Origin of the sequence: Bacillus sp. RCC_6_1, from assembly GCF_041360755.1 — a bacterium.
Lineage (GTDB): Bacteria > Bacillota > Bacilli > Bacillales > Bacillaceae_G > Bacillus_A > Bacillus_A cereus.
The window spans coordinates 24,574-46,359 of record NZ_JBFUPV010000016.1 but is presented as its reverse complement, the minus strand read 5'-3'; the positions used below and the strand labels follow the sequence as shown (position 1 = coordinate 46,359).

Below are 21,786 nucleotides of genomic sequence, written 5' to 3'. Positions count from 1 at the left end.
ACATTGCTTTGTACAAATATTAATATAATGTTTAAAACTTAATAGAAATTAAAACAAAGGTAAAGAAAAGGTAAAGTTTACTAAATTAAATATAAAAAATACCCAATAACAAAAAGCTTAGTTTTCACTAATCGCTTTGTTATTGGGTATTAATTGATTTAAGAATTACTACTAGTGCGTATTGCTATACATTTGTCGTCACAATTAGAAAGAGATTGTTTACTTAGTACTTTCGGTAAGTAAATAGTTACTGTTGTCCCGACACCAACCTCGCTCATGATACTAATTGTCCCTTGATGACTTTCAATAATTTTATAACTTAACATTAATCCAATACCAGTCCCTTTTTCTTTCGTACTATAAAAAGGTTCACCTAATCTCTTAATTCTTTCTTCAGGTATTCCTATTCCTTCATCTATTACATGAATGATGACACCATCATCATTTATTTCTTTTATGTGAATTGAAATTTCCCCACCATTTGGCATAGCTTCGATTGAATTTTGCAAAATATTAATAAATACTTGTTTCAATTGATTTTCTGAGCATTCAATAATTATATCTTTGTCATCCGTAAATAGTTCAACTTGAATATTTGTCATAATTGCTTTTGTATTCATTAACGATACGACATTTTTAAAAATTTGATAAATATTTTTCTTTTCTGTATTTATCTCATCTGTTTTAGCAATTGCCAGAAATTCTTGCAGGATCGCTTCTATCCTTTCAATTTCAGAGAGCATAAGATCAAAATATTTTTCTTGATCTTCTTTATTAATTTGAAATAACTGTATAAAACCTTTAATTACAGTTAAAGGATTTCTTACTTCATGAGCCACGCCAGCTGCTAATTGACCAATTGCTGCAAGCGTATCTGATTTATTTAGCAATTCTTCTGTCTTTTTTCGCTCTGTAATGTCGCGTACAATAATCATAATTTTATCATGTAATAATGGTAAGCACCTAGCCTCAAAGAAATCAATACTTCCATTAAGTGTGAGTGGATATTCTACAATTACATTCGTTCCTTTTTCCTTCACTTGATTAATGGCTTCCTGAAACTGCTGTGCTACTGAAGATGGTAATACTTCGTAAAACTTTTTTCCCATAAAAGCTTCTGCGGGTACGTAAAACTTTGTAGGAGATCCTGCCTTGTAATCTATAATTGTGCCATCATCTTCTGTTAAGAAACATAAATCTGGTAAAGCTTTAAAAATTAATTCCAGTTCAGATGTTTGTTGTTTTAACTGCTCTTCTATCGCTTTTAAATGTGTAATATCTACACCAACAGCCCAATAACTATATCCTGTTACAGGAAACTGTTCTGATATATTCGACCACATTATTGTTTTGATTTCACCATTTTTACATGTTAAGTGCATTTCCCAATCTCTGAAATTTTTTCCACAAGTTAAAAATTTCTTTTGTATTTGATGGCGATAATTATAATCAGGATACAATAATTGCAGTGCATTTGGATTTCCAATTATTTCTTCAGCGGTATAACCTGTTACAATTTCACATTCTCGATTCCACAAAACAAAATCTCCATTATAATCAAGCGCATCGACCATAACAGGCATGTTTTGTAAAATCGTATGTAGTTCCTCCTCTTTCCGAGAAAGCAACGTTGTACTTTTACTTTGAAATACTTTTATTGCGCCATCTAAAATTAAACTTGAGAGCATTTCAAAGTATTTTTGACAACTGAAAATTTCACTTTTTTTGGACCATACAACAAAAGATCCTAAATGTTGATTGTATAAGAAAATGGGGATTTCAATCTTTGGAAGTTTACTCTTTTTTATCTCATTCATTCCGAATGAAAAAACACATTCTTTTTCAGCATCAAGAAGTTGATGTGATATATTAGTTAATTTATAAAATTGTTCTGCCATGGTTTCTATTGTACTCACATCAATAAGTTCCATTAGCCGCGAATTCATTCCTTTTTCACCTCAATATGTAAAATTAATACAAATCTAAAATTCATACTTCTCCATTATACGAAGAAAGCTAGTGTAGGTATATAGCTGTAGAATAATTATTCGAACAAATTTTATTTTTCAATTAAAATAAGAAAAGAATATATATACTGAATATACCTTTAATTAGTATATATTTCGTTGATTCCTCACTTATTGTCTAGTAACTTGAATTCCTCCTTACATTCACTGAATTTTCACTTGAGAGTCATACACGTTACTAATAGCGGTATAAACATGCAATAAGTATAAAGTTCATAAAATATTCACAATTTTTATGAAAAATATAAACATTTATTCCAATATATTCTATATAATAAAATGTAATAAGGCTTCTATGAATCTCATAGAATACCTTACCCCTAATAAAAAAGAAAAAAGAATCCATTTGGATTCTTTTTTCTTTTTTAATTACATTACATATTTATATAAAGCATGTGCCACACCATGTTCTTCATTTGATAACGTTTCGTATTTACACATTGCTTTTATTTCTTCTACTGCATTCCCCATTGCAATTGATATGTTCGCTTTTTCCATCATAGAAACATCGTTTAGCCCATCACCTATCGCTACAGTGTTTTCAACCGGAATATTAAGCTGTTCTGCTAAAGTATATAATCCATTCCCTTTTTGAGCATCTCGATGATTAATCTCTAAATTGTGCCAATATGAAGATGTAATTGCTAAATCTGTATTATGAAGAAATGTTTCTTTGAGTTTTTTTAATTTCTCAATTTCATAAGAAAATGGTAATAGTTTATGCACATGTATATCTGTTTCTACAATTGGTTTACAACTTTCCGCACTATGAAACGCTGTATGCTCAAGATATAATGCTGCGATTGTTTCTAACTCTTTCAAGTCGAAATTTTCTTTTGAATTCTTCACATGCTCAATTTCATTACGTACACTCTCTACTCCATAATCCGGTACATACACACCTTTATCAGTATAGAGCTGATAATATAAACCATTCTCTTCAAGATATTCTACAATTTCAAGTGCCTGCATATTTTGAATTGGATATCTCTTCATCATTTTTTTATCTTTATATATAAGAGCACCATTTTCCGCAATGATTGGACACTCTAAATCAACTTCTAACAATAATCGCTCAATGTCAACAATTGAACGTCCTGTACAAATTGCTACAACATGGCCAGCTTCTTGACATGTTCGAATTGCTTCTGCATTTTCTTTACTTATCATTTTATTCCCCGAAAGAAGAGTTCCATCTAAATCAATTGCGATTAATTTCATTATTTCTTCACCACTTTCTATAAATACACGAGTTCTAATTAATTATTAGGTATCGTTTTCATACAATCCTCGTGAGGTACTTCTTATTTATAATTTATGAAAAGCGTTTCAGGTCAAGAAATAATTAAAAATAAAATCCAAAGCTTTTCTTTTTAAAAAAGCTTTGGATTTTAAACTATGAATTATAACTAATGTATTTTGTCTCACACATGTACACATTTTTTTCTTCAGTTGGGATATATACTTTAAACTTTTCTAACCGTTTTCCATAGACATGAATCGTAATAACGCTTTCATTTTTGCTAATTTCAAGAATATGACAATCCGCTGGTGGAATTACTTTATCTGTTTCTCCTTCTCCCAAATAAAGATTTCCTGTATGTGTTAAATAAACAAGTGAATTTCCAAGTTGTTTCGTTTGTATAAAGTTCTGCACCATAATCCTTCCTGAAAAAACGCCTTCTACTCCCCATGTGCCGTCATGATCATGTAAAGGTGTAGATTGTCCATCTTTCCATACGAGAGCTAGTACTTCAAAACGTTTGAGCGGATCTTCATACAATAAATGTCGTGCATATTGAGTCAAATTGGCCTTCTGTTTATCTAACGGAAGCCATGTTTTCTTTTCTAAAAGTTCTTCTAGTAACTTTTCAATGCCACACACTATTTCTTCTTCAAATAAACCGTTTTCCATAAGATCTGTAACACCTTTAATAAACTTTTGAAATGATTTACTTCCATTACAAGTCAACATAAGAATCCTCCTCTACGTTTTATACAATTCCATATTAAGGTGATTACCGAAAACTCACAATTGAGAAACAAAAAACAAGATGCAAATGTATGCACCTTGTTAAGATTTTTATTTAGCTTTCAATCGAATAGGTAAGTATTTTAATGTTTGTTCATTTTCCAATATACATTTTTCTAAACAGAAAGATGGAGATAGCTCTATTTTTTCAAAAGCATTTATAAAGGTAGTTAATGCAATCTCAGCCTCTAAACGTGCAAGTGGTGCTCCTAAGCAAAAGTGAGGACCTTTCCCAAAGGTTAAATGCTTTTCATTTCCTGTTCGATGTACATTAAATTGAGAGGCTTGTGAAAATTTTTTCTCGTCTAAATTCGCTGCACTAACCCACGCAACAATCATCTGATCCTTTTTCATTAAAGAACCAAATATATTTGTATCCTCTGTAATCCTCCGGGCTAATGTAACAGGAAAGCGATAGCGTAATACTTCCTCAATCGCTTTTGAAATTAAGTTAGGTTCTTTTCTTAACTCTTCATAAATTCCAGGTGAATCTACTAAAAAGCAATAAAAGCTATTAATAATTAAATTTGTAGTGGTTTCATTCCCAGCTGCTAGTAAACCTAATGAAAAGGTTACAATTTCTTCATCGGTTAATCTTTCGCCTTCATATTCAGCTCGAATTAAATCAGAAATGATATCATCGGTTAAATGATATCTCTTTTCCTGAACAATCGGTAGAAGGTATGCTTTGAATTCATTTAATGCTATCCCTTTCTCAGCATCCAGATCATTAAACTGTTCTTTACTATACGGCATAAATAAAATATCAGACCATTCTTTAATTTTTTTACGATCTGTTGTTGGGACTCCTAATAAATCAGAAATAACGGTAACAGGTAAAGGTGCAGCAAACTGTTCAACGATATTAACTTCACTACATTTTTCGATATGTTGTACAAGTTCATCTGCGATAGCCTGTATTCGAGGTTTCCACTGTTCTAAACTTCTTGGAGTAAATGCCTTAGAAACAATGGAACGTACATTGCGATGTTCTGGTGGATCTGTAGAGTTTATATTTATTCTAGTTTCTAAAGGAGGGATTGAGAATTGTCTGCGCTCCCTTCTACTTGAAAATAAGCGATAATCTGATAAAACACGATTTACATCATCATATAAAAAAACATTCCATACATCCTGCTCTTCATCATAATGAACTGGGTGATTATCCCTCATCAAACGATACCATTCATATGGATTCCATAATTCTTCTTTTGTTTTCAGCTTTGAAATTTCATGAACTAAAATAACATTTTCAGGTGAAGCCATAGTTCTTTCCTCCCTTTTCTTTTACAATAAAAGTGATAGGTCGGCAGTTCAAAGTTGTATAAACTATCATATGTTATTTTAACATATACTAAAGGGGATTTTTCATTAGAGAACTTGAGAAATATATAAGGGGGATTTTTATGTACGTTGATATTTTACTACTAGCAGAATTAACGACCGGACCAAAACATGGATATGAAATCAAAAAAAATGTTCAAAATCGTTTAGGTGAGAATTTTGAATTAAATCACAACATGCTTTACCCTGCCCTTCGGCGCTTTGAAAATATGGGTGCTATAACGAAAAAAATACATAAACAAGTTGGAAAACCAAACCGAAATATGTACGATATAACAGAAACAGGAGAAGAAATTTTTTCTGAAATGTTACGAGAGTTTCCCGAAAAACTTGCGACAAATAATGCAGAATTTCTTGTTCGTATCGCGCTATTTGAAAAACTTGAATATGAAGCTAGAAAAGAGATTTTGACTGTACGTCAAAACGTACTCCATAGTCAACTTACCGCTATTCAGTCTCTAGAGGTTACCTCAGCCTTTATTACTGAAGTCATTGAATTTAGTAAATCACGAATTGAACATGAATTGAGTTGGATTACATCACTTATGAAGAAAATATGAAAAAATAACAAAAAAAGCTAAAATTAATGAATGAAAATGATATTTATTATCAATACTATCATTAATAAAAGGGCAACCAAGATTTGGCTACCCTTAAAGAATTTACACTTCTGGATCGAATGTTTTGCAATCTGTTTCTTCCGTTGTAGATGCATGTTTACCTTTATGACTTACTACGTAAATTGCCTCTGCACTACATTTATTACCGTTCGCCCAAAATTTACAGTTGTTTACTTCACATAAAACGTCTTGTGCCATAGTATCACACCTCCTTGTTCTATTATCATTAACAAAATTCGGAGGTATGATACTATTTGTCATCCATTTTCCATTCCCTTTTTAGCTTTCTTAATGGTTCAATATCTCCGCGTACAATAGCATCAATATTTCCAGTTATTTTTTCAATATCAAAATGCCACCATTGAATTTGCAATAATTCTTGAATTATTTCATTTGAAAATCTCTCTTTTATTTTATTTGCAGGGTTTCCACCAACAATTGTATATGGTGCGACGTCTCTAGTCACAACAGATTTAGCTGCAATGATTGCACCATCCCCTATTTTTATTCCGGGCATAATTGTTGTATCCATACCAATCCAAACGTCATTTCCTATAACTGTATCACCTTTATAAGGTAAATCAGACAAACTAGGTGTATACTTCTCCCACCCATTTCCAAATATATTAAATGGATATGCCGAAAATCCATCCATCCGATGATTGGCTCCGTTCATAATAAAGTTAACTCCAGATGCAATACAACAAAACTTTCCAATAGTAAGGCGATCTCCAAGAAATTCATAATGATGTAATACTCGATCTTCAAATGTTTCTCCATCTTTCGCATCATAATAAGAATAGTCACCAACAAGTATATTAGGTTTTGTTATTATATTTTTTATAAATTGAACGTTTTGATTGCCTTCAATAGGGTATTTAACATTTGGATTAGGATTCATTTTGTATAGCACTTCCTTTACCACTTATTTCACTTTCTACCGCTATTACTGGCTTTAAATTGTATATAGGTAAAATAAACAATAATCCAATTATAAAAAGTAAAGCCGTCCCTTCATACATCATACTTAATGAAAACATCTCTTTTAATGAGCCAGCTATACTCATCGTTACTACCATTGAACCGGTAAAAAGCGGACTTAAAATACCATTTACACGACCTATAAAATCGGTATCGCTATTTTGAATAATAAGCGTATTAATACCAATTTGGATACAAGGAAGAGCTAAACCACTAAAAAGCTGCGCTGTAAGTGTCACCCATAAATTTGTAGAATATCCTATAATGCCAATACCAATTGCTTGACCAAGCATACCGATAATTAACATCTTTTGCGGAGCAACGTTTTTCGCAAATACCATTGCTAATGCTCCGCCAACAATCATTCCCGCACCATTTACTGTTAGTAGCCACTGTAAACTCTCTTTTGATAATCCTAACTGCTCAGTCACAATAAATATACCTAATGGCTGAATTAATCCTATACCTAGTCCTGCAGCCATAAAACAAAGCCCTAGTAAAGTTAATGCTTTTTTCTTTTTGACATACTTAATACCATCCTTCATCTCCTGCAACAGAGTGATATCCTTCTTTTCTACGTCGTTTTCAAGATCTTTCGGAAGGAATAACAATACAACTGCCGCAAGTAAAAACGAAATACCTGTTATGATGATTGAAATATAAATTCCAAAACTATGAAAGATAAATGTCCCTAGTATTGGTCCTAATACCATAAATATTGCAAATATCGTTTGATATATAGACATTGCTAATTGAATTTGTTCCGTTGATAAATGTTGTTTAAACAACTTCATTCCAGATGGTTGTGAAAACTGTGAAAGGATTGCAGAGATGAGTGTCACAAAAAACACAATTTTCCACGTTCCAAACATAAGCGTAATTAATACAGCGAATACTGAAATGGAACTTAACGTTTCACACCATATCATTGTCTTCTTTGGCTTCCACCTATCAGCAAAAGTACCGCCAATAAATGAAAAAATAAAAATTGGAGCGAATTCAGCAACTGAAATCATCGAAATAGCAAAAGCATCACCTTTTGTCATTTCCATTACATATAGTAATACCGCAAAGTTTCGAACCCATATTCCTATTTGTAAAAATAATGCTGATGCTAAAATCCCTTGAACAAACCGATTTTTTAATACTTGTGATACCCCATTGTTTTGTTTCGTTACTACATTTGTCGACATAAAAAAGCCTCCTATTTCATGTTCTGAACAGGAGGCAGCACAAATCATATAAAAAGACTATATATTCGCAGAGCGAAATACATCCCTTTTCTATAAATGTACAGACTAACCCTATTCAGAAGAATATTTCGTTTTTTAACGAAGATCTCTTACAAATAGAATTAGTTGATCATTGGGATGTTTTCACCCTTCCGTTTCGAATTTAAATAACACATACATACTCTATGTAAATCATTTTCGATGTATGCATGTCTCCTTTTAACTATTCTAGAAAGTTAAAGGCAATTCCTCTAAAGAACGCATTAAATAGTTACCTTGCCATTTAATTTCTTCACGATTCCCTTTTATTTGTAGTTCAGGCATTCGATTAAACAAAGTAGTAATAGCAATCTTTGCTTCTAACCTCGCAAGTGGAGCGCCTAAACAGAAATGGCTACCATGACCAAAGGCAATATGACGATTATTTTCCCGAGTAATATCGAATACTTCTGGGTTTTCAAATACAGTTTCATCACGATTTGCAGAAGCTAAGGCAATGACAACCATATCTCCTTTTTCGATTGTTCGGTCGTGAATTTGAAAAGGTTCCGCTGCCCATCTTGCAGTTGTAACCTCAACTGGAGAATAATAACGCAATCCTTCCTCAATAGCCGAATCAATTAGTTTTGGATTATCTTTTAATAACTGTAATTGATTTGGATTTTCAAGAAGTGCTAATACCGTATTTGTAATTAAATTCACTGTCGTCTCGTGTCCTGCTACAATTAATAGCATTATCATTGAATATAGTTCCCGAGCGCTAAGTTTATGCCCTTCACTCTCTGCAAGTATTAAAGCACTCACTAAGTCTTCTTTTGGCTCTTTTCGTTTAATATCAACTAAATATTGAAGATATGTAATAAACTCAGATAGTTGTTTTTCGGTCTCTTTTATTTCTTCAGGTGTTTCTGGTGATGCAATAACAGCATGAGACCAAATTCTAAATTTCGCTTGATCTTCTTTTGGAATACCGAGCATCTCACTTATTACAATAATCGGTAATGGAAATGAATAATCATCCACAAGATTTAATGTACCTTTTCGCTCTATATCACTTATCAAATCATCTGCTATTTTCTCAATTCTTTTGTCTAATTGTGCAATCATCTTCGGTGTAAAAGCTTTTTGAACTAAAGATCGTAAACGACTGTGGTTAGGTGGATCTGAATTTAGCATATGCGTTGTTAAGTGGTCACTATTATCAACGGAAAGATACATGTTCTTTATATCTTGAGAAAACACATTTGTCCAATCTTTTTTTAAACGATTATCTTTTAAAAGTGGCAGAGCATCTTCATATCTAGTAATGAGCCATTCTTTACCGATTTCAACTTGGTTTACAAATAATATAGGTTGTTTTTTTCGCGATTCTTTATAAATTTCATACGCATCTTCTTTAAACTGAGCTGAAGCTAAATTAATGCCATCCTCTATGCTTAACCCAACTTTGTTTTTCATTGACATTGTATTCCCTCACTCTCATTTGTTTTTGAAAATCAACCCAACATATGCATTATACTCTAATAAAAACGTGAAAATTGTAAATTTTTAATCAAAATCTTACTTCGTATATTGAAAAATAAAAAAGTGAGAGAGTAAAATCGTTTCACTCTCCCACTTCTCTTTATGCGAAGCACATAAAATTACTAATTTGTTGATAGCGATAACTTACTTTACGACGACGACCACCTTGCCACGTGTAACCTGACACTCCATTTCTTCTCACTTCAGTCGGGAAGAACCATAAATCTCTTCCGAAAGGACCAGGACGATGTAAGCGTAAATAGCCCCATCTTCCTAGACAGTTACACATCCATGATTTCATATTACCTGGTTGTGCTGGAGAAGCAAATGTAGACGGTAACGACGGCGCTTGTGACGGAGGTGGTGACGTTGGAGCATCTTCTGCATCATCTGGTCTGTAATCTTCTTGTTCAATATCTCTCACTTCATTTGTAGGTTCATATCCGTAGTCATGTGGATTATAATACATCGCTTGATCATATGGATAATTTTGTTGGTTATACATATTAACAAATCACCTTCTTTTCATTCATTACCTTTACCATTCATATGTGATATGCCCTCTCTGGGAAGCTTATGTATAGCCCAAATTCAACTTAAAAAGCTCGTATTATTAAAAATACGAGCCTTTCAAAAATAGAATATGTTTATTATTTCCTTAACTTCACACTATAAAAACGCATTTCATCTAACGAACCTTCAAATTCAAATACTTCTTGTTTAATTAATTGTTTCAAGCGATATTCTAAGAAAGTATCTCCAACTAACTGTTCAACAAGACCAAGTGCTTCACCAATTACTCTAGGAGCTTTAAGGAACTCTCGATCAGCACCCACACTTTTCGCGCATTCAATTATAAATTGATCAAAATAATCTTCCTGTACAGAATGCACTTCATTTTCTTTCCAAACTCTTAAACATTCTATGCTTTCCGATAATCTATCCCACTCATTTTCAAACTTCATGCGCTTCTCTTCAGTTAAATAAGGTAGCTTTATAAAACTTTTTTGGAATAGAGCTAAACTTTCAGGTGGTAATTCTCCCGTTCCACGAATATCATACTCTTGTTTTAATATTTCTCTACTTGCTTCAGACGTATTAATAACTCGAATATTTTTCTTATCCTTTAATTGTGCCATTACAAAACTTAGGCCTACATGTTCATGTGCATTATCAGCCTTCCAAATTGTAATAGGCGTTTCAACAGGAATAGTATGTAGTTCTTCTATAGTTGCTATAAATCTTGATAAATATTCTTCTTCAAAATAACTATCATAAGCAGTTAAGTTATTTATTAACCACTTCTGTCTTGCTAGTTGCCCCTCATTCGTATGCAACCTATATATCGGTCCAATTGAAAAGAATTCCGAAAAAGCAACAACACTCTCTTCAAATAATTCTTCTTGACTTAACATATATTTTAAGCAACCAGCCGTTGAATCATCAAAAGCAATATGTACGTGCGTACTTTCTTTTACATTCCTTTTATAAGTAGGATTACTCGTTAATTGTTTCGGAATATCCATCAAATTTTTAATTGTATCTTCACTGTAGTTTTCTTCTAATAAGTTTAACTGTATGAGAATACTTTGAAGTAAATCTTTAGCCTCATCTTCGTACATATTCTCTACAGCATTTTTAATTTTATCTATCACACAAATCCCTCTATTCATTTCAAAAATAACGTAGATTATAGTGTATCATTTTAGTATAGTTCTTTAAAGTCAAATCCAGATTGCTACAGCAATCTGGATTTTCAACAAAAGCTCTCCTTATATTTTTGAATTGCTAAATATTTTACTTTGAAAATCTTTGTATCTAAATGTATAATTATATAAAAACAAAAATATAGGAGCTATATTTATGGAGAAAGTACTTACTAATTATAAACATTACTTAAAAAATTGGAGATTTATATTTATTTGCATACTACCTGCTATTGCCTTATTCGTTACTTTCTATGTCATCTTCGAACTACTGTTTCATCAAAATTTCTACTTATCTAACTTAATTTCTGCTATCATATTATTTTTAATATTTATTAACGTTAAAGATAAATTTAACATTAAAGGCTAAAGAACACTATTTCAAAATAGCCCTTTATTATTGCATCCTACTATAAAATAAGACTCGTAGTAGATTTTCATAAAAAATAAGAGCACCCTGCAATTGGATGCTCTTATGTGATTAGAGGTTTTTTCTGAGTATTAAGTAGGACACGAAGATCTTGTCCTACTATATAATATATGCTTGTACTTATTATTTCGTGCATGTATTAAGAACCATGTTCAGGTACTTAATATATGCATAGTCATTGCTATAAAATCTACTCAAATATTTACTGTACGATTATCATATTTATAAATTAAAAAACATCCCTAATGGATGTTTTTTATCTAACATTTTAAGCTTCCATAAACTTAGCCGGTACACCAATTTTTTCAACTACAGAAGATATATTAGTAGGATTAATCATTACATTTTCAATACATACTAATTTATTTTCTAATATCCCATTCTCTGTAGTAATAAGTTCTTTAAACCGATCTAAAGTCATTGAGAATTTATGTTCACTTCCACCATTCATACTAACTTTTACATACTTCATAGTGTCACCGCCTTTCATAATAATTTACATTTCGACAAGAAGGCGCTTACATCCTTTTTATTTACTCTTAGATTTCTCACGTTTACATATATGTTGAGAAAAGAAACTACTATTATTCACTCACAAAATTATTGCTAATAAGAAAGATAAAGATAAAAATGCACAAAGTGGAATATATAAACCGGTATCCATTCTTGCAAAGTGCGTATCTTTTTGTCGTTTAAAGATACCAAAATAGTTAAACTCACCAATCACTCTAATAGAAAAGACAATCATACAAATCCAGGAACCGACTTGAATAATAACATTAGGAACTGCAAAATGAACAATATTTGCTTGTTGCAACAAAATTATTGCTGCCACACTTAATAATAATGCAATGAACAATGTCATTCCGGCGCGAGGTGTAAACGCCTTTTCCCCTGATTTAGTTGGAATAACACTATTTGTCCCCCAATTACCTCCGAAAGCCCAATATACATGTAAAAAGCTAACTAAAAATAATATGCAAGCAGATATATATGTAATGATAAGCATTTTATCCTCCCCTTATTTTAGTTCCTATCTATAAAATATGCTATTCCCCTCCGCAATAGCAACCTTCATTTCATTACATAAAAAAACCGTAATGATTTATCAATATTAAGATAAGTCATTACGGGGTTATTAAACTTCATTATGCATTATACCTATTTCTTCGGCGTTCCATCCTTGTTTGACCTTGAACTGCATTTTCTTTATATGGATCTATTTTCTCTGTCATTTCATATGTTGCAACTGGTTCTTCGTACTTATATTCATGGATTTTTTCTGGCATTTTACTTTTAGATTCTTTCCCACCAAACTTAAATAGTTTCATCTTTAATTTCGGTAATCTTGGAAGACGAATCTTAAATGATAATCTTTTGCGTTTCTTTTTTGGTCCAAGTAGATTTATATTTTCTTTATTATTATCTTTCTCTTTGCGGTGAATGAACATCGCAAGTAATCCTCCTATTACAAGTCCTCCAATTAATAGTAATATATATACATAATGGCTTGTCATTAAACTCGTTATGCGTTCAAGTATGACTAACGACTGTACTTCTTTTATATCCCATAGTAAAGCGGCCCATAATGAGAATAAGCCCAAAGTAAGCCCATATGTACGAAAACGGAATAAACATGGAATTAACGCGACACATGCAGCAATTTTCGCATTTGCTATGATTGAGCTTGTTGAAATATCTTGATGCCAAATAACTAACAGTAATGTTATAAATGGCGCATACGCTATCCAACTGCATATACGTGAATACATCTTTTTAGCAAAATAACTACCGAAACTAGTAAAAAATAAAAGCCCTCCAATATATATAGATTGTTCTAGAGGGATTTGCTTTGTAAGTCCTGCAATTGGAAAGAGGCCGCTCAGTAGCATTAAGAGCACATCTAATTTCTTCACAATTCCCCATTCCTTTCAAATTTTTTCAATTAATAAAAATCATTTTTCCATATGAAATAGTTTTTGTATTTATAAAAAACATATTAATCCTGTCTGCACATAAAGTAAATATGTAAACGAAAAGATACTTGACAAAGGATATCCTTATTTACATGAAAAAATGACAAATCCTGATCGATATAACGAGCAGGATTTGTTTACTAGTATTTAAAGTAGAATAATTGAATCTTTCTTTTCTACTTTTACTACATCTACATCCAATTCATCATCAAATTCTTTAAACTCTCTTGCATCTATGTCAGTAATATAACTCTTTATTACCTTTTCCATATGCATGGAATATGTCATGTGTACATTCTTTTTCGAAAGCATACTAGAATTACAGCACATGTAATGTATCATTTTAGCGATATAATCCCTTTCTACAGGTTTTACACCTAATGGTAGAATTTCAAGTATATATCGCTGAAAAATCCCACTACAATTAAGTGAATATTCACCAGTGCTATAATACATCCCTTTTTGATCTGCATATAAGCCAATGCTATCTAGAGCATCATCACATTCTATTACACCGTAACTTGGTACATCAAAACCTGTATTTATTCTAATAATATTTAAATTTGGAACCTTTAACACCTCTGGAACAATATCAGGTAAAATATCTGTATTAATTTCTTTATTTTGTAACTTTTTTATCCAATACCTTCTCAAATTTGCATCTACAATGAAGTAAACTTGTTCATTTTGTTCTTTTGCATATTTTACAATTTCCATTAATGTTTCGGAAACATATTGTTTAAAAAGAGCTCCCATATCATTTCTCTTTGATGGTTGTGGTAAAAATGCATTATGTTTATTTATATTTAATAATACGTAATCAATCGTTTGCCATTCTGTATTCCCATATAATTTATATAAAATTTCTTTTCCTTTTATTTTTGAAAGAATAGGTAAGAAATCAAATTTCGATATTCGTTCAATTGATAAATTAACATATATACAAGGTAAATTTATCTTATTCCAACTACGCTTCAAAAATCCTTTTTGCTCTAATAAACTAAAAACACTATTTACAATTGTTTTACGCGATACACTTTGGCCTATAAATAAATTAATAAATGTTGAAATACGGTTTGCTCGTGCAAATCCCTCTCTAATGATTTGTTTTGGATCAATTTTTTCTCGTCCATCACAATTTTTCAATGCGATTAATGCTAATGTCGCATCACTGCGCTCGCCCGCGGTAGCATAGACAGCTTTCGTAACATCATCTACAAGATTTGTTTTATATTTTTGGCAATATTGCATTTTATATGGATTTTGTAACACCTTTTCAATATTGTATCTCACAACCTTTAATAACACTGGAAAATCTGTATTCAATACATAAGTATTTTCACCAACTTTAGTCAAAATAATTTCACTATCAAGTAATGCTTGTTCTATTTCCAGCACTATATTTTCAGACCAAACCTCTAATGTTAATGTCTCTAATCCTTTTGGTGCAAATAAAGGAAATAATTCATTTTTGTTATTTGTTGCTACCTTTTTACATTCTGGAAGTATTGTGAAATAAGAGAATTTACGCTGAAATTCTTTAAATAAATACTCTCTTTCCTTTACTTTTATACCCGGTTCTATTTTAGTACCTTGAACTTTATAAATTCTCTCATTGTATGGAAATAACACCCTTTTATTTTCCCCTACAATATAATCTTTCGGATATTGGAGAATATGGTCTAAATCCACCTCCCCCCCTATTTGAAAATCATCTTTTAAATTTCTAAATATTTTAATCCATTTCATACCGGTTGTAGCTTGTTGTATTTTTAGTTTTACAAACCGTATTTTTTTATTATTTGACGCAAACTCTGAGGTAGAAATCAATATCATGCCTCGTTTCCGTCTTAAAAGTAAAGGAATATCTGGATGATTATATTCTTGATATTAAGAATGATTTTATAAGCATCTCGTATAAGTGTTATATCATTAATTAATGCTATTTTCAAAGGTGACATATCAGTGATAAATTATGTCTATTTTGTATAGGTGTTAGCAAGTTCGTTTGCAAACTTGTTAGCACTTTTTTATATTTCTTCTATTACATACACGGATACAAACAAATAATCCTTACCAGCTAAATCACCCTGTTTCTTTTCCTTTTATTTTGCAACTTAAAAAATAAATAGCTCAAATTTTCATTTATGCCCTGAATAAAACTAAACCTTCCGTCAATACTATAAATGAGAAGATAATCTTTTCTCCTATTTCCTAAAGAATCAGCCAAGCAGCTAGCAAAAACTAGCTGCTATTTATATCGATTTTACAAGTAAATCAAGTTTTAGTTATCTCGAATAAAAACCAATATTCCGTTAATACTAAATTCAAGGTGTTTTTCCCCAAAGACATCCCTTGTTGCAGTGTTTGTTAGAGCAGTTAATATAGATAACTGCTCTTTTTAATTTTTTAGTATAAGCTTAATTTTTTTGTTCATACTATACTTAACCCATGAGATAGTTATACTCCTTAATTTCATGGATGTAAATTTCTCACTGCAGTTAGCTTTTGCTAACTGCTCTTTTATTTATAGAACAATTACATAAAATATGCAGTTGAAAAATAGAATTAGAAGAAGATTGTTATTGAGGGGAGAATCTTAATTATGAAAAACAATATTCATGTTTATGTAGGATTGATTTCATCTATAAGTATCTTTTTACTTTCGCTATTATTTCTATATTTTAATCCGCATAGCGATCAACTATCTAATAAAGAATTTTTCATCACGGTTCTTTTCATGTTACTACTCCCCTCTTTTTGGACGACCATTTCAATAGTTAAAAGAGAAAATATTTTTATTTTAATTTGCAGTATTTGGTTATTACCTGGTGCAATCTATTTCGGAATATCTACAATTCCAAGTGTTTGGAATTTATATATTTTATTTCTACTTTTTTATTTTTTGTCTGTTTTTCAAATGAAAACTAAACAAAGTTAATTCAAAATGAATGACTCTCCTGTTTAAAACATGTACAAACATCCGTTATAGCTTGACTAAATATTCTAGTTCACGAGATTCCTCATAATAACTTTTTTACCAAGCATCATCACATATTATACAAACATCTATTTCTATTTAGAAAGTAATTCTCTAAAAAGTTCTTAAACATGGGTTCTCCTATTCTAAAATAGCCTTTGTATAATTTCTTAAATATTTTAGAATAAATTTATATTTGTATAATTTAATTAATTTATTAACAATGGAAATTACCATTTAGTCTTAACTATTTGACCTATATATAACTATAGTTTTCTTCTAAAGATAATTTCCATATCTTTATTTTAATATTGCATTTGTATCGCCTTTTGCACATTCTGCACATCATTTTTTAATAGCTGCTTTAAATCATAAGCTGGATAGTAACCACGTTCATACATAAAATTAAAAACCTGTGCGTGTAATTGTATAGCACCATTTATTTGACGGGTTAAAACTTCTCTAAGTCGCGGTGTTGCCGTTTCAGTAATCGCTATTGCATAATTTCGAACTGATGTCTTTGCTAACCCAAGCAAATCTCCAGCATAAAATCCAGTTTCATCACGATGCTGTGATTGAAATCCAGGAGCATAAGGATAAAATTGTACTAACTCTTGTAGATTATTTTGGATGGCATTTATAGCTTTAATATATAACGATTGAAGTGCTTGATCCGGTACATTCCTAACTGATTTTTTTAATTTGATTAAACCGTTTGCTTGAAAAGCAACTAATTCATGTAAATCCAATGTTTCATGCCAAGCTAACTGATTAGGATAAGACATAAATGTTCCCCCTTAAAATTCATTCATGCTACATTATGCAAAAAAATACAAAAAGGGCCTATACTACATGAATTTATTTCAACCTGATTTATCATTAATTTCCATTTTATATGTTAATCAAAGTAAAATAATCTTAATTCCTCTCCCTACTTTTTTATATCTTTAACTTTAATTTTCAAAATGACTTCTTCGCCTTTACAATCTATAAATTTAATTTTTTCTTCTTTAAAAATCCACATCATAATACATCCTTTCTTATTTCGTTATAAACCATACTAGTTAGAAAATATAAATGTGAACATTGTACCTACATATTCCTTATATATTTTTTAAATGTTATAGCTACTTAAATTTATACATTATTAAAAATTAACTATTAAAGTAACTACATTGAAGGGGATTCTTCATTAAATCCTTTTATTTTTATAGATTGAAAAATAATTATTTTAGTCGTGTTAGTCACCTATTCCTAAATAATTAATAGGCTACATATTATGACTTAGGAGGGATAAAAAGATGACTATACTTTATGATAAAGACTCTTTACAAAAAAATATTATTAACCTTCCACATTGGCAGCAAGAAGCTTTTCGTTCTTTCAAATTGAAAATGACAGATAAACATAAACCTTTCCCTTGTATACCAGCCCAACACGGCTTTACAGCCAATCACCTCAGGTACGGATTCATTGGTGATCCTAGAAATATGAATACTAGCGCGGATTTTGCTGTATTACTTAAAGAGTATACTGAATGTTCTAGAGAAACAGGTCAATACGCCTCACTTATTGTTTTTATTCATACACCAATAGATTTAGAGCGAGAAACTACAGTTGAAGATTTTGAACATATCTATTGGTCTCTACTTAATACAACTAGCCGTTTGGACGAGATGGAATGGCCTACACACATTCCAAATAACCCTATGGAGAATACTTGGGAATTTTGCTTTCATAATGAATCTTATTTCGTTTACTGCGCTACACCTGCTCATGTCAATAGACGAAGTAGACACTTTTCATGCATGATGCTAGCTTTAACCCCTAGATGGGTTTTACAGGGAATTATGAGCTCTGAGAAACGTAGTAAAAAACTAAAACACTTAATACGTCAACGTCTAGGCGCTTATGACAAAGCTCCTATTCACCCTTCTCTTAAAGATTATGGTGAAAAAGATAATTATGAATGGCAGCAATATTTTTTACGTGATGATGAAACCATTCCATCAAAGTGTCCGTTTTCTCGAATAATAAAATACTTGCATAAACATAAGTAATTCCCTCTGCTTTTTATTATTTAGTTGTACAAACTTTAACCACTGAATAGATTTAATATAGATCAAATTTAGTGGGAGGAGCATATCATACGTGGGCATATTTTTAAGCTATGTTTTTTTAGGTTTATCATTATCTGCTCCGATGGGGCCTATAAATGCTGCACAACTAGAAAAAGGTATTAGGAGTGGTTTTTTTCACGCTTGGATCCTCGGTATAGGAGCCTTAATTGCAGATGTTATCTACATGGCACTTATTTATTTAGGTGTAATTCATTTCCTTGAAAAAGATATTATAAAACTTTTCTTATGGTCTTTCGGAGCTTTTGTTTTAATCTATACAGGCATCGAAAGTTTAAAAAATGCAAATCAAATTAGCATTAGTAATACTAAAAATGATGATTCAATTATTAAAAGCTTCTTTTCTGGTTTCTTTATGTCTTTATCTAATCCATTAACAATTCTATTTTGGCTTGGAATTTTTGGCTCTATATTAGCAAAAGCCGCTTCTTCCTATAATAAAGAGCAGCTTTTGTTATATAGCTTGGGGATTATTTTAGGTATTTTTATATGGGATATTACGATGGCAAGTACATCTAGTATATTTCGTAAAATTTTGAATGCTCGTATATTGTCTCTTATAACGGTAGTATCTGGTATATCACTTATTATTTATGGTTTATATTTTGGTTTTCAAACTTACCAAATTATTTTTCAATAACTTCTATTATTTAATTCTGACATACTATTCCTATTGTGAACAGAAAGATACTTCATATAGCTGTATTTCTTTTTCTTGAGACAAAATGAACAATTATAGTAACAATAATAACTATCCCTAAAAACAACAAGCTCACTAGAAAACCAAAACGAGTTGTTTTTTGCAAGAGTGTTCCACTAACAGCTAGTGCAATCATAATAAGACCAATGATACTTTTTACCTGCATCCACCCTTTTGGATTCATTAGTCTCCAAAAGGAAAGAAGAATTAAACTCCATGTATATAACAACATTAATCCAGCTGCAGTTGTTACATACTCATATATATTTTTTGGTAGTAATAAAGCGCTAAGAATAGAAGCACCAAGCCCCATTACGATAAGAATTAAAGCTGGAAAAGAGATGTTTTTTTTATTTTTTTTAGCGAACATCGCAGGCGCATCCCCCTCTTCAGCTAAGTTCATTAATACACTTGTCACTGCAAATAATGAACCAACTAACGTTGAGAAGCCCGCTAAAATTAATACTACATTTAGAATAAATGGAACATACGGCAAATTATAGTCTTGTAACGCTATTACAAAAGGGCTTTCTTTCGTATTAAACTGGTTTAATGGAACCATCATAATTGCCAACCCTAAAGAGACTACGTAAATAATCGTTAAAATCAGTAACATTACTCTCCCGGATTTTTGTGCATCTTTAGGGTCTTTAAGTCTTATTGTCATTAACCCCATAATTTCAATTCCTCCAAATGCATAAAATGCATAAATTAGAGAGGACCAAGTGCCTTTTAATCCATTAGGAAACCAATCTTTAAAATTCCGCGGAATTTGTGCTTTATATAAACCACCCTCTATAAATCCTAAAATAACTAGAATAGCAATTACAATAAAACCTATAATAGCAACGATTTTTATAATAGCCATCCATTTCTCTAAACGTTCGAATATCTTTACCCCTATAAAAATAATTAATATAGCCGCTACTCCATATATAGCAGCAAATATCCATAATGGTATTTTAGGAAACCAGTAGCGTGAAAAGATTCCTAACGCACTCAACTGGCTACCCATAATAAGCAGTTCAGAACACCAATATGTCCATCCATGACTAAAACCCGCCCAATTTCCAAAAGCTTTTCTTGAATAAATGCGAAAAGATCCTTTTTGCGGATCTTCTACAGCCATTTTTGCCAATGCCTCAAATACAATATAAGTAGTGAATCCAGTTAAAATAAGAATAAGAATAATTGAAGAACCACCTATTTTAATTCCTATACTGGATCCTAAAAAAAAGCCCGTCCCTATCGTACAACCAATCCCAATAAGTGAGAGTTGCCACCATTTTAAATCTTTTTTTTCTTTCGTTTCGTTATTAACATCATGACAGGTCATATCACCATTCTCCTTTATTCATTTTGAGAATGTCCCTCATGATCACTTAAATACTTCTCAGCAAGCTTTTCAACAACATCAATAACATCATGGGCCTTTATTTTATGGTTTGCTACTCTTTCACTTCCTACAGAAATCTCAACTGTAAATAACGCTTCATATTTCATTTTTTCTGCTCCTTTCGTATCAAATACAACCTCGCATCTTTTATCCTTTTATTTCGCAAAAATTAATTATGTATTTAAAACCTCGTGAGTCTAAAAGTTAAACAGATAAATTCGAGTTATAGTTGTAAATCTAAAAAAATTCTAACGCTACTAAGCTTGTTTACTAAAAAAAATGTATGAGAAAGGAGAGACAGCATGCCTCTCCTCTATATCCATTTCGTATATAAAATTAACGAGTAACGCCACCGCCAAGTTGTTGCTCAGCTAATGATACAAGACGTTTTGTAATTTCACCACCAACAGATCCGTTTGCACGAGCTGTTGCATCTGCACCAAGTTGCACTCCAAATTCTTGAGCAATTTCATATTTCATTTGATCAAGAGCTTGTTCAGCGCCACGTACTAATAATTGGTTGCTGCTTCCACTGTTATTGTTTGACATGTTAATTCACCTCCTTCTTTCTTTAATATGTTAAATTACATGATAAAATATATAGTTAATTAATTGGTAATTACGACCACGAATTCAAAGGTATAATTGATGCTCTTTAAGCTCAAAATAATAGTGTATAGGAGAACGAAATATAACATAC

22 protein-coding genes are annotated in these 21,786 nt (G+C 31.3%); 4 read left to right on the top strand and 18 right to left on the bottom strand.

Annotated features, from left to right (window positions below; translation table 11 throughout):
- Positions 1-158: 158 nt before the first annotated feature.
- The 4 genes from AB6801_RS27170 to AB6801_RS27155 all read right to left on the bottom strand — a co-directional run bounded on the left by AB6801_RS27170 (position 159) and on the right by AB6801_RS27155 (position 5,325).
- Positions 159-1,946 (bottom strand): PAS domain-containing sensor histidine kinase, encoded by a 1,788-nt coding sequence (locus tag AB6801_RS27170; protein WP_016110062.1) that lies wholly within the window; start codon positions 1,944-1,946, stop codon positions 159-161.
- A gap of 450 nt (positions 1,947-2,396) precedes the next feature.
- On the bottom strand, positions 2,397-3,248 hold the full coding sequence (locus AB6801_RS27165) for a Cof-type HAD-IIB family hydrolase (RefSeq protein WP_097998850.1): 852 nt from the start codon (positions 3,246-3,248) through the stop codon (positions 2,397-2,399).
- Between the two features lie 175 nt (positions 3,249-3,423).
- Positions 3,424-4,002: a cysteine dioxygenase family protein gene (locus AB6801_RS27160; RefSeq protein ID WP_000954437.1), complete on the bottom strand. Its 579-nt coding sequence runs from the start codon at positions 4,000-4,002 to the stop codon at positions 3,424-3,426.
- A 108-nt stretch (positions 4,003-4,110) separates the two neighbouring features.
- Positions 4,111-5,325, bottom strand: coding sequence for a cytochrome P450 (locus AB6801_RS27155; protein WP_000168018.1), 1,215 nt, complete (start codon positions 5,323-5,325; stop codon positions 4,111-4,113).
- Between the two features lie 140 nt (positions 5,326-5,465).
- Here AB6801_RS27155 and AB6801_RS27150 point away from each other — a divergent pair, with 140 nt between their 5' ends.
- Positions 5,466-5,963: a PadR family transcriptional regulator gene (locus AB6801_RS27150; protein WP_000289122.1), complete on the top strand. Its 498-nt coding sequence runs from the start codon at positions 5,466-5,468 to the stop codon at positions 5,961-5,963.
- 102 nt (positions 5,964-6,065) lie between these two features.
- Here the strand turns inward: AB6801_RS27150 and AB6801_RS27145 are convergent, their stop codons facing one another.
- The 6 genes from AB6801_RS27145 to AB6801_RS27120 all read right to left on the bottom strand — a co-directional run bounded on the left by AB6801_RS27145 (position 6,066) and on the right by AB6801_RS27120 (position 11,415).
- A complete protein-coding gene (locus tag AB6801_RS27145; protein WP_000046095.1) occupies positions 6,066-6,221 on the bottom strand; it encodes a DUF1540 domain-containing protein in 156 nt (51 codons plus the stop codon).
- A gap of 52 nt (positions 6,222-6,273) precedes the next feature.
- A complete protein-coding gene (locus AB6801_RS27140; protein ID WP_048567664.1) occupies positions 6,274-6,924 on the bottom strand; it encodes a Vat family streptogramin A O-acetyltransferase in 651 nt (216 codons plus the stop codon).
- A complete protein-coding gene (locus AB6801_RS27135; RefSeq protein WP_000106395.1) occupies positions 6,914-8,197 on the bottom strand; it encodes an MFS transporter in 1,284 nt (427 codons plus the stop codon). Before AB6801_RS27135 ends, AB6801_RS27140 begins: the two co-directional genes overlap by 11 nt.
- A gap of 267 nt (positions 8,198-8,464) precedes the next feature.
- Positions 8,465-9,700 carry a cytochrome P450 family protein gene (locus AB6801_RS27130; RefSeq protein ID WP_000062125.1) on the bottom strand — a complete coding sequence of 412 codons (1,236 nt, stop codon included), beginning with the start codon at positions 9,698-9,700 and terminating at the stop codon, positions 8,465-8,467.
- Between the two features lie 160 nt (positions 9,701-9,860).
- The gene (locus tag AB6801_RS27125) at positions 9,861-10,265 is read right to left on the bottom strand and encodes a hypothetical protein (RefSeq protein WP_000282680.1); all 405 of its coding nucleotides are present in this window, start codon (positions 10,263-10,265) and stop codon (positions 9,861-9,863) included.
- Positions 10,266-10,410: 145 nt separating this feature from the next.
- Positions 10,411-11,415, bottom strand: coding sequence for a DUF1835 domain-containing protein (locus AB6801_RS27120; RefSeq protein ID WP_087964760.1), 1,005 nt, complete (start codon positions 11,413-11,415; stop codon positions 10,411-10,413).
- Positions 11,416-11,623: 208 nt separating this feature from the next.
- On the opposite strand from AB6801_RS27120, the gene AB6801_RS27115 reads away from it, so the two are divergent.
- Positions 11,624-11,836 (top strand): hypothetical protein, encoded by a 213-nt coding sequence (locus AB6801_RS27115; protein ID WP_000416828.1) that lies wholly within the window; start codon positions 11,624-11,626, stop codon positions 11,834-11,836.
- 328 nt (positions 11,837-12,164) lie between these two features.
- On the opposite strand, the gene AB6801_RS27110 is transcribed toward AB6801_RS27115, so the two are convergent.
- From AB6801_RS27110 to cotF, 5 genes are all read right to left on the bottom strand, one after another.
- On the bottom strand, positions 12,165-12,368 hold the full coding sequence (locus AB6801_RS27110; protein ID WP_000878372.1) for a hypothetical protein: 204 nt from the start codon (positions 12,366-12,368) through the stop codon (positions 12,165-12,167).
- A gap of 120 nt (positions 12,369-12,488) precedes the next feature.
- Entirely contained in the window at positions 12,489-12,905 is a 417-nt protein-coding gene (locus tag AB6801_RS27105; RefSeq protein ID WP_000905573.1) for a DUF3995 domain-containing protein, read from the bottom strand.
- A 139-nt stretch (positions 12,906-13,044) separates the two neighbouring features.
- Entirely contained in the window at positions 13,045-13,812 is a 768-nt protein-coding gene (locus AB6801_RS27100) for a DUF3959 family protein (protein WP_000732183.1), read from the bottom strand.
- 207 nt (positions 13,813-14,019) lie between these two features.
- Positions 14,020-15,702, bottom strand: coding sequence for an RNaseH domain-containing protein (locus tag AB6801_RS27095; RefSeq protein ID WP_000626123.1), 1,683 nt, complete (start codon positions 15,700-15,702; stop codon positions 14,020-14,022).
- 1,455 nt (positions 15,703-17,157) lie between these two features.
- Positions 17,158-17,637, bottom strand: a complete 480-nt coding sequence (gene cotF, locus AB6801_RS27090) for a spore coat protein CotF (RefSeq protein WP_087994861.1) — start codon at positions 17,635-17,637, stop codon at positions 17,158-17,160.
- A 516-nt stretch (positions 17,638-18,153) separates the two neighbouring features.
- Between cotF and AB6801_RS27085 the strand changes: the two genes are divergently transcribed.
- A complete protein-coding gene (locus AB6801_RS27085) occupies positions 18,154-18,912 on the top strand; it encodes a YqcI/YcgG family protein (RefSeq protein ID WP_370941250.1) in 759 nt (252 codons plus the stop codon).
- Positions 18,913-19,003: 91 nt separating this feature from the next.
- Entirely contained in the window at positions 19,004-19,630 is a 627-nt protein-coding gene (locus AB6801_RS27080) for a LysE family transporter (protein ID WP_137026819.1), read from the top strand.
- 52 nt (positions 19,631-19,682) lie between these two features.
- Here the strand turns inward: AB6801_RS27080 and AB6801_RS27075 are convergent, their stop codons facing one another.
- The 3 genes from AB6801_RS27075 to AB6801_RS27065 form a co-directional block, all read right to left on the bottom strand.
- Positions 19,683-21,026, bottom strand: coding sequence for an amino acid permease (locus tag AB6801_RS27075; protein ID WP_137026818.1), 1,344 nt, complete (start codon positions 21,024-21,026; stop codon positions 19,683-19,685).
- Between the two features lie 14 nt (positions 21,027-21,040).
- A complete protein-coding gene (locus AB6801_RS27070) occupies positions 21,041-21,193 on the bottom strand; it encodes a hypothetical protein (protein ID WP_167498208.1) in 153 nt (50 codons plus the stop codon).
- Positions 21,194-21,422: 229 nt separating this feature from the next.
- Positions 21,423-21,635 (bottom strand): alpha/beta-type small acid-soluble spore protein, encoded by a 213-nt coding sequence (locus AB6801_RS27065; protein WP_000069660.1) that lies wholly within the window; start codon positions 21,633-21,635, stop codon positions 21,423-21,425.
- Positions 21,636-21,786: the final 151 nt, after the last annotated feature.

Bases quoted from the DNA above. Each gene is read 5' to 3' on its own strand.
- AB6801_RS27135 (WP_000106395.1), bottom strand. From the start codon at position 8,197: ATGTCGACAAATGTAGTAACGAAACAAAACAATGGGGTATCACAAGTA.
- AB6801_RS27110 (WP_000878372.1), bottom strand. From the start codon at position 12,368: ATGAAGTATGTAAAAGTTAGTATGAATGGTGGAAGTGAACATAAATTC.
- AB6801_RS27070 (WP_167498208.1), bottom strand. From the start codon at position 21,193: ATGAAATATGAAGCGTTATTTACAGTTGAGATTTCTGTAGGAAGTGAA.
- cotF (WP_087994861.1), bottom strand. From the start codon at position 17,637: ATGTCTTATCCTAATCAGTTAGCTTGGCATGAAACATTGGATTTACAT.
- AB6801_RS27115 (WP_000416828.1), top strand. From the start codon at position 11,624: ATGGAGAAAGTACTTACTAATTATAAACATTACTTAAAAAATTGGAGA.
- AB6801_RS27145 (WP_000046095.1), bottom strand. From the start codon at position 6,221: ATGGCACAAGACGTTTTATGTGAAGTAAACAACTGTAAATTTTGGGCG.
- AB6801_RS27155 (WP_000168018.1), bottom strand. From the start codon at position 5,325: ATGGCTTCACCTGAAAATGTTATTTTAGTTCATGAAATTTCAAAGCTG.
- AB6801_RS27150 (WP_000289122.1), top strand. From the start codon at position 5,466: ATGTACGTTGATATTTTACTACTAGCAGAATTAACGACCGGACCAAAA.
- AB6801_RS27170 (WP_016110062.1), bottom strand. From the start codon at position 1,946: ATGAATTCGCGGCTAATGGAACTTATTGATGTGAGTACAATAGAAACC.
- AB6801_RS27065 (WP_000069660.1), bottom strand. From the start codon at position 21,635: ATGTCAAACAATAACAGTGGAAGCAGCAACCAATTATTAGTACGTGGC.
- AB6801_RS27165 (WP_097998850.1), bottom strand. From the start codon at position 3,248: ATGAAATTAATCGCAATTGATTTAGATGGAACTCTTCTTTCGGGGAAT.
- AB6801_RS27085 (WP_370941250.1), top strand. From the start codon at position 18,154: ATGACTATACTTTATGATAAAGACTCTTTACAAAAAAATATTATTAAC.
- AB6801_RS27125 (WP_000282680.1), bottom strand. From the start codon at position 10,265: ATGTATAACCAACAAAATTATCCATATGATCAAGCGATGTATTATAAT.
- AB6801_RS27130 (WP_000062125.1), bottom strand. From the start codon at position 9,700: ATGTCAATGAAAAACAAAGTTGGGTTAAGCATAGAGGATGGCATTAAT.
- AB6801_RS27105 (WP_000905573.1), bottom strand. From the start codon at position 12,905: ATGCTTATCATTACATATATATCTGCTTGCATATTATTTTTAGTTAGC.
- AB6801_RS27075 (WP_137026818.1), bottom strand. From the start codon at position 21,026: ATGACCTGTCATGATGTTAATAACGAAACGAAAGAAAAAAAAGATTTA.
- AB6801_RS27160 (WP_000954437.1), bottom strand. From the start codon at position 4,002: ATGTTGACTTGTAATGGAAGTAAATCATTTCAAAAGTTTATTAAAGGT.
- AB6801_RS27140 (WP_048567664.1), bottom strand. From the start codon at position 6,924: ATGAATCCTAATCCAAATGTTAAATACCCTATTGAAGGCAATCAAAAC.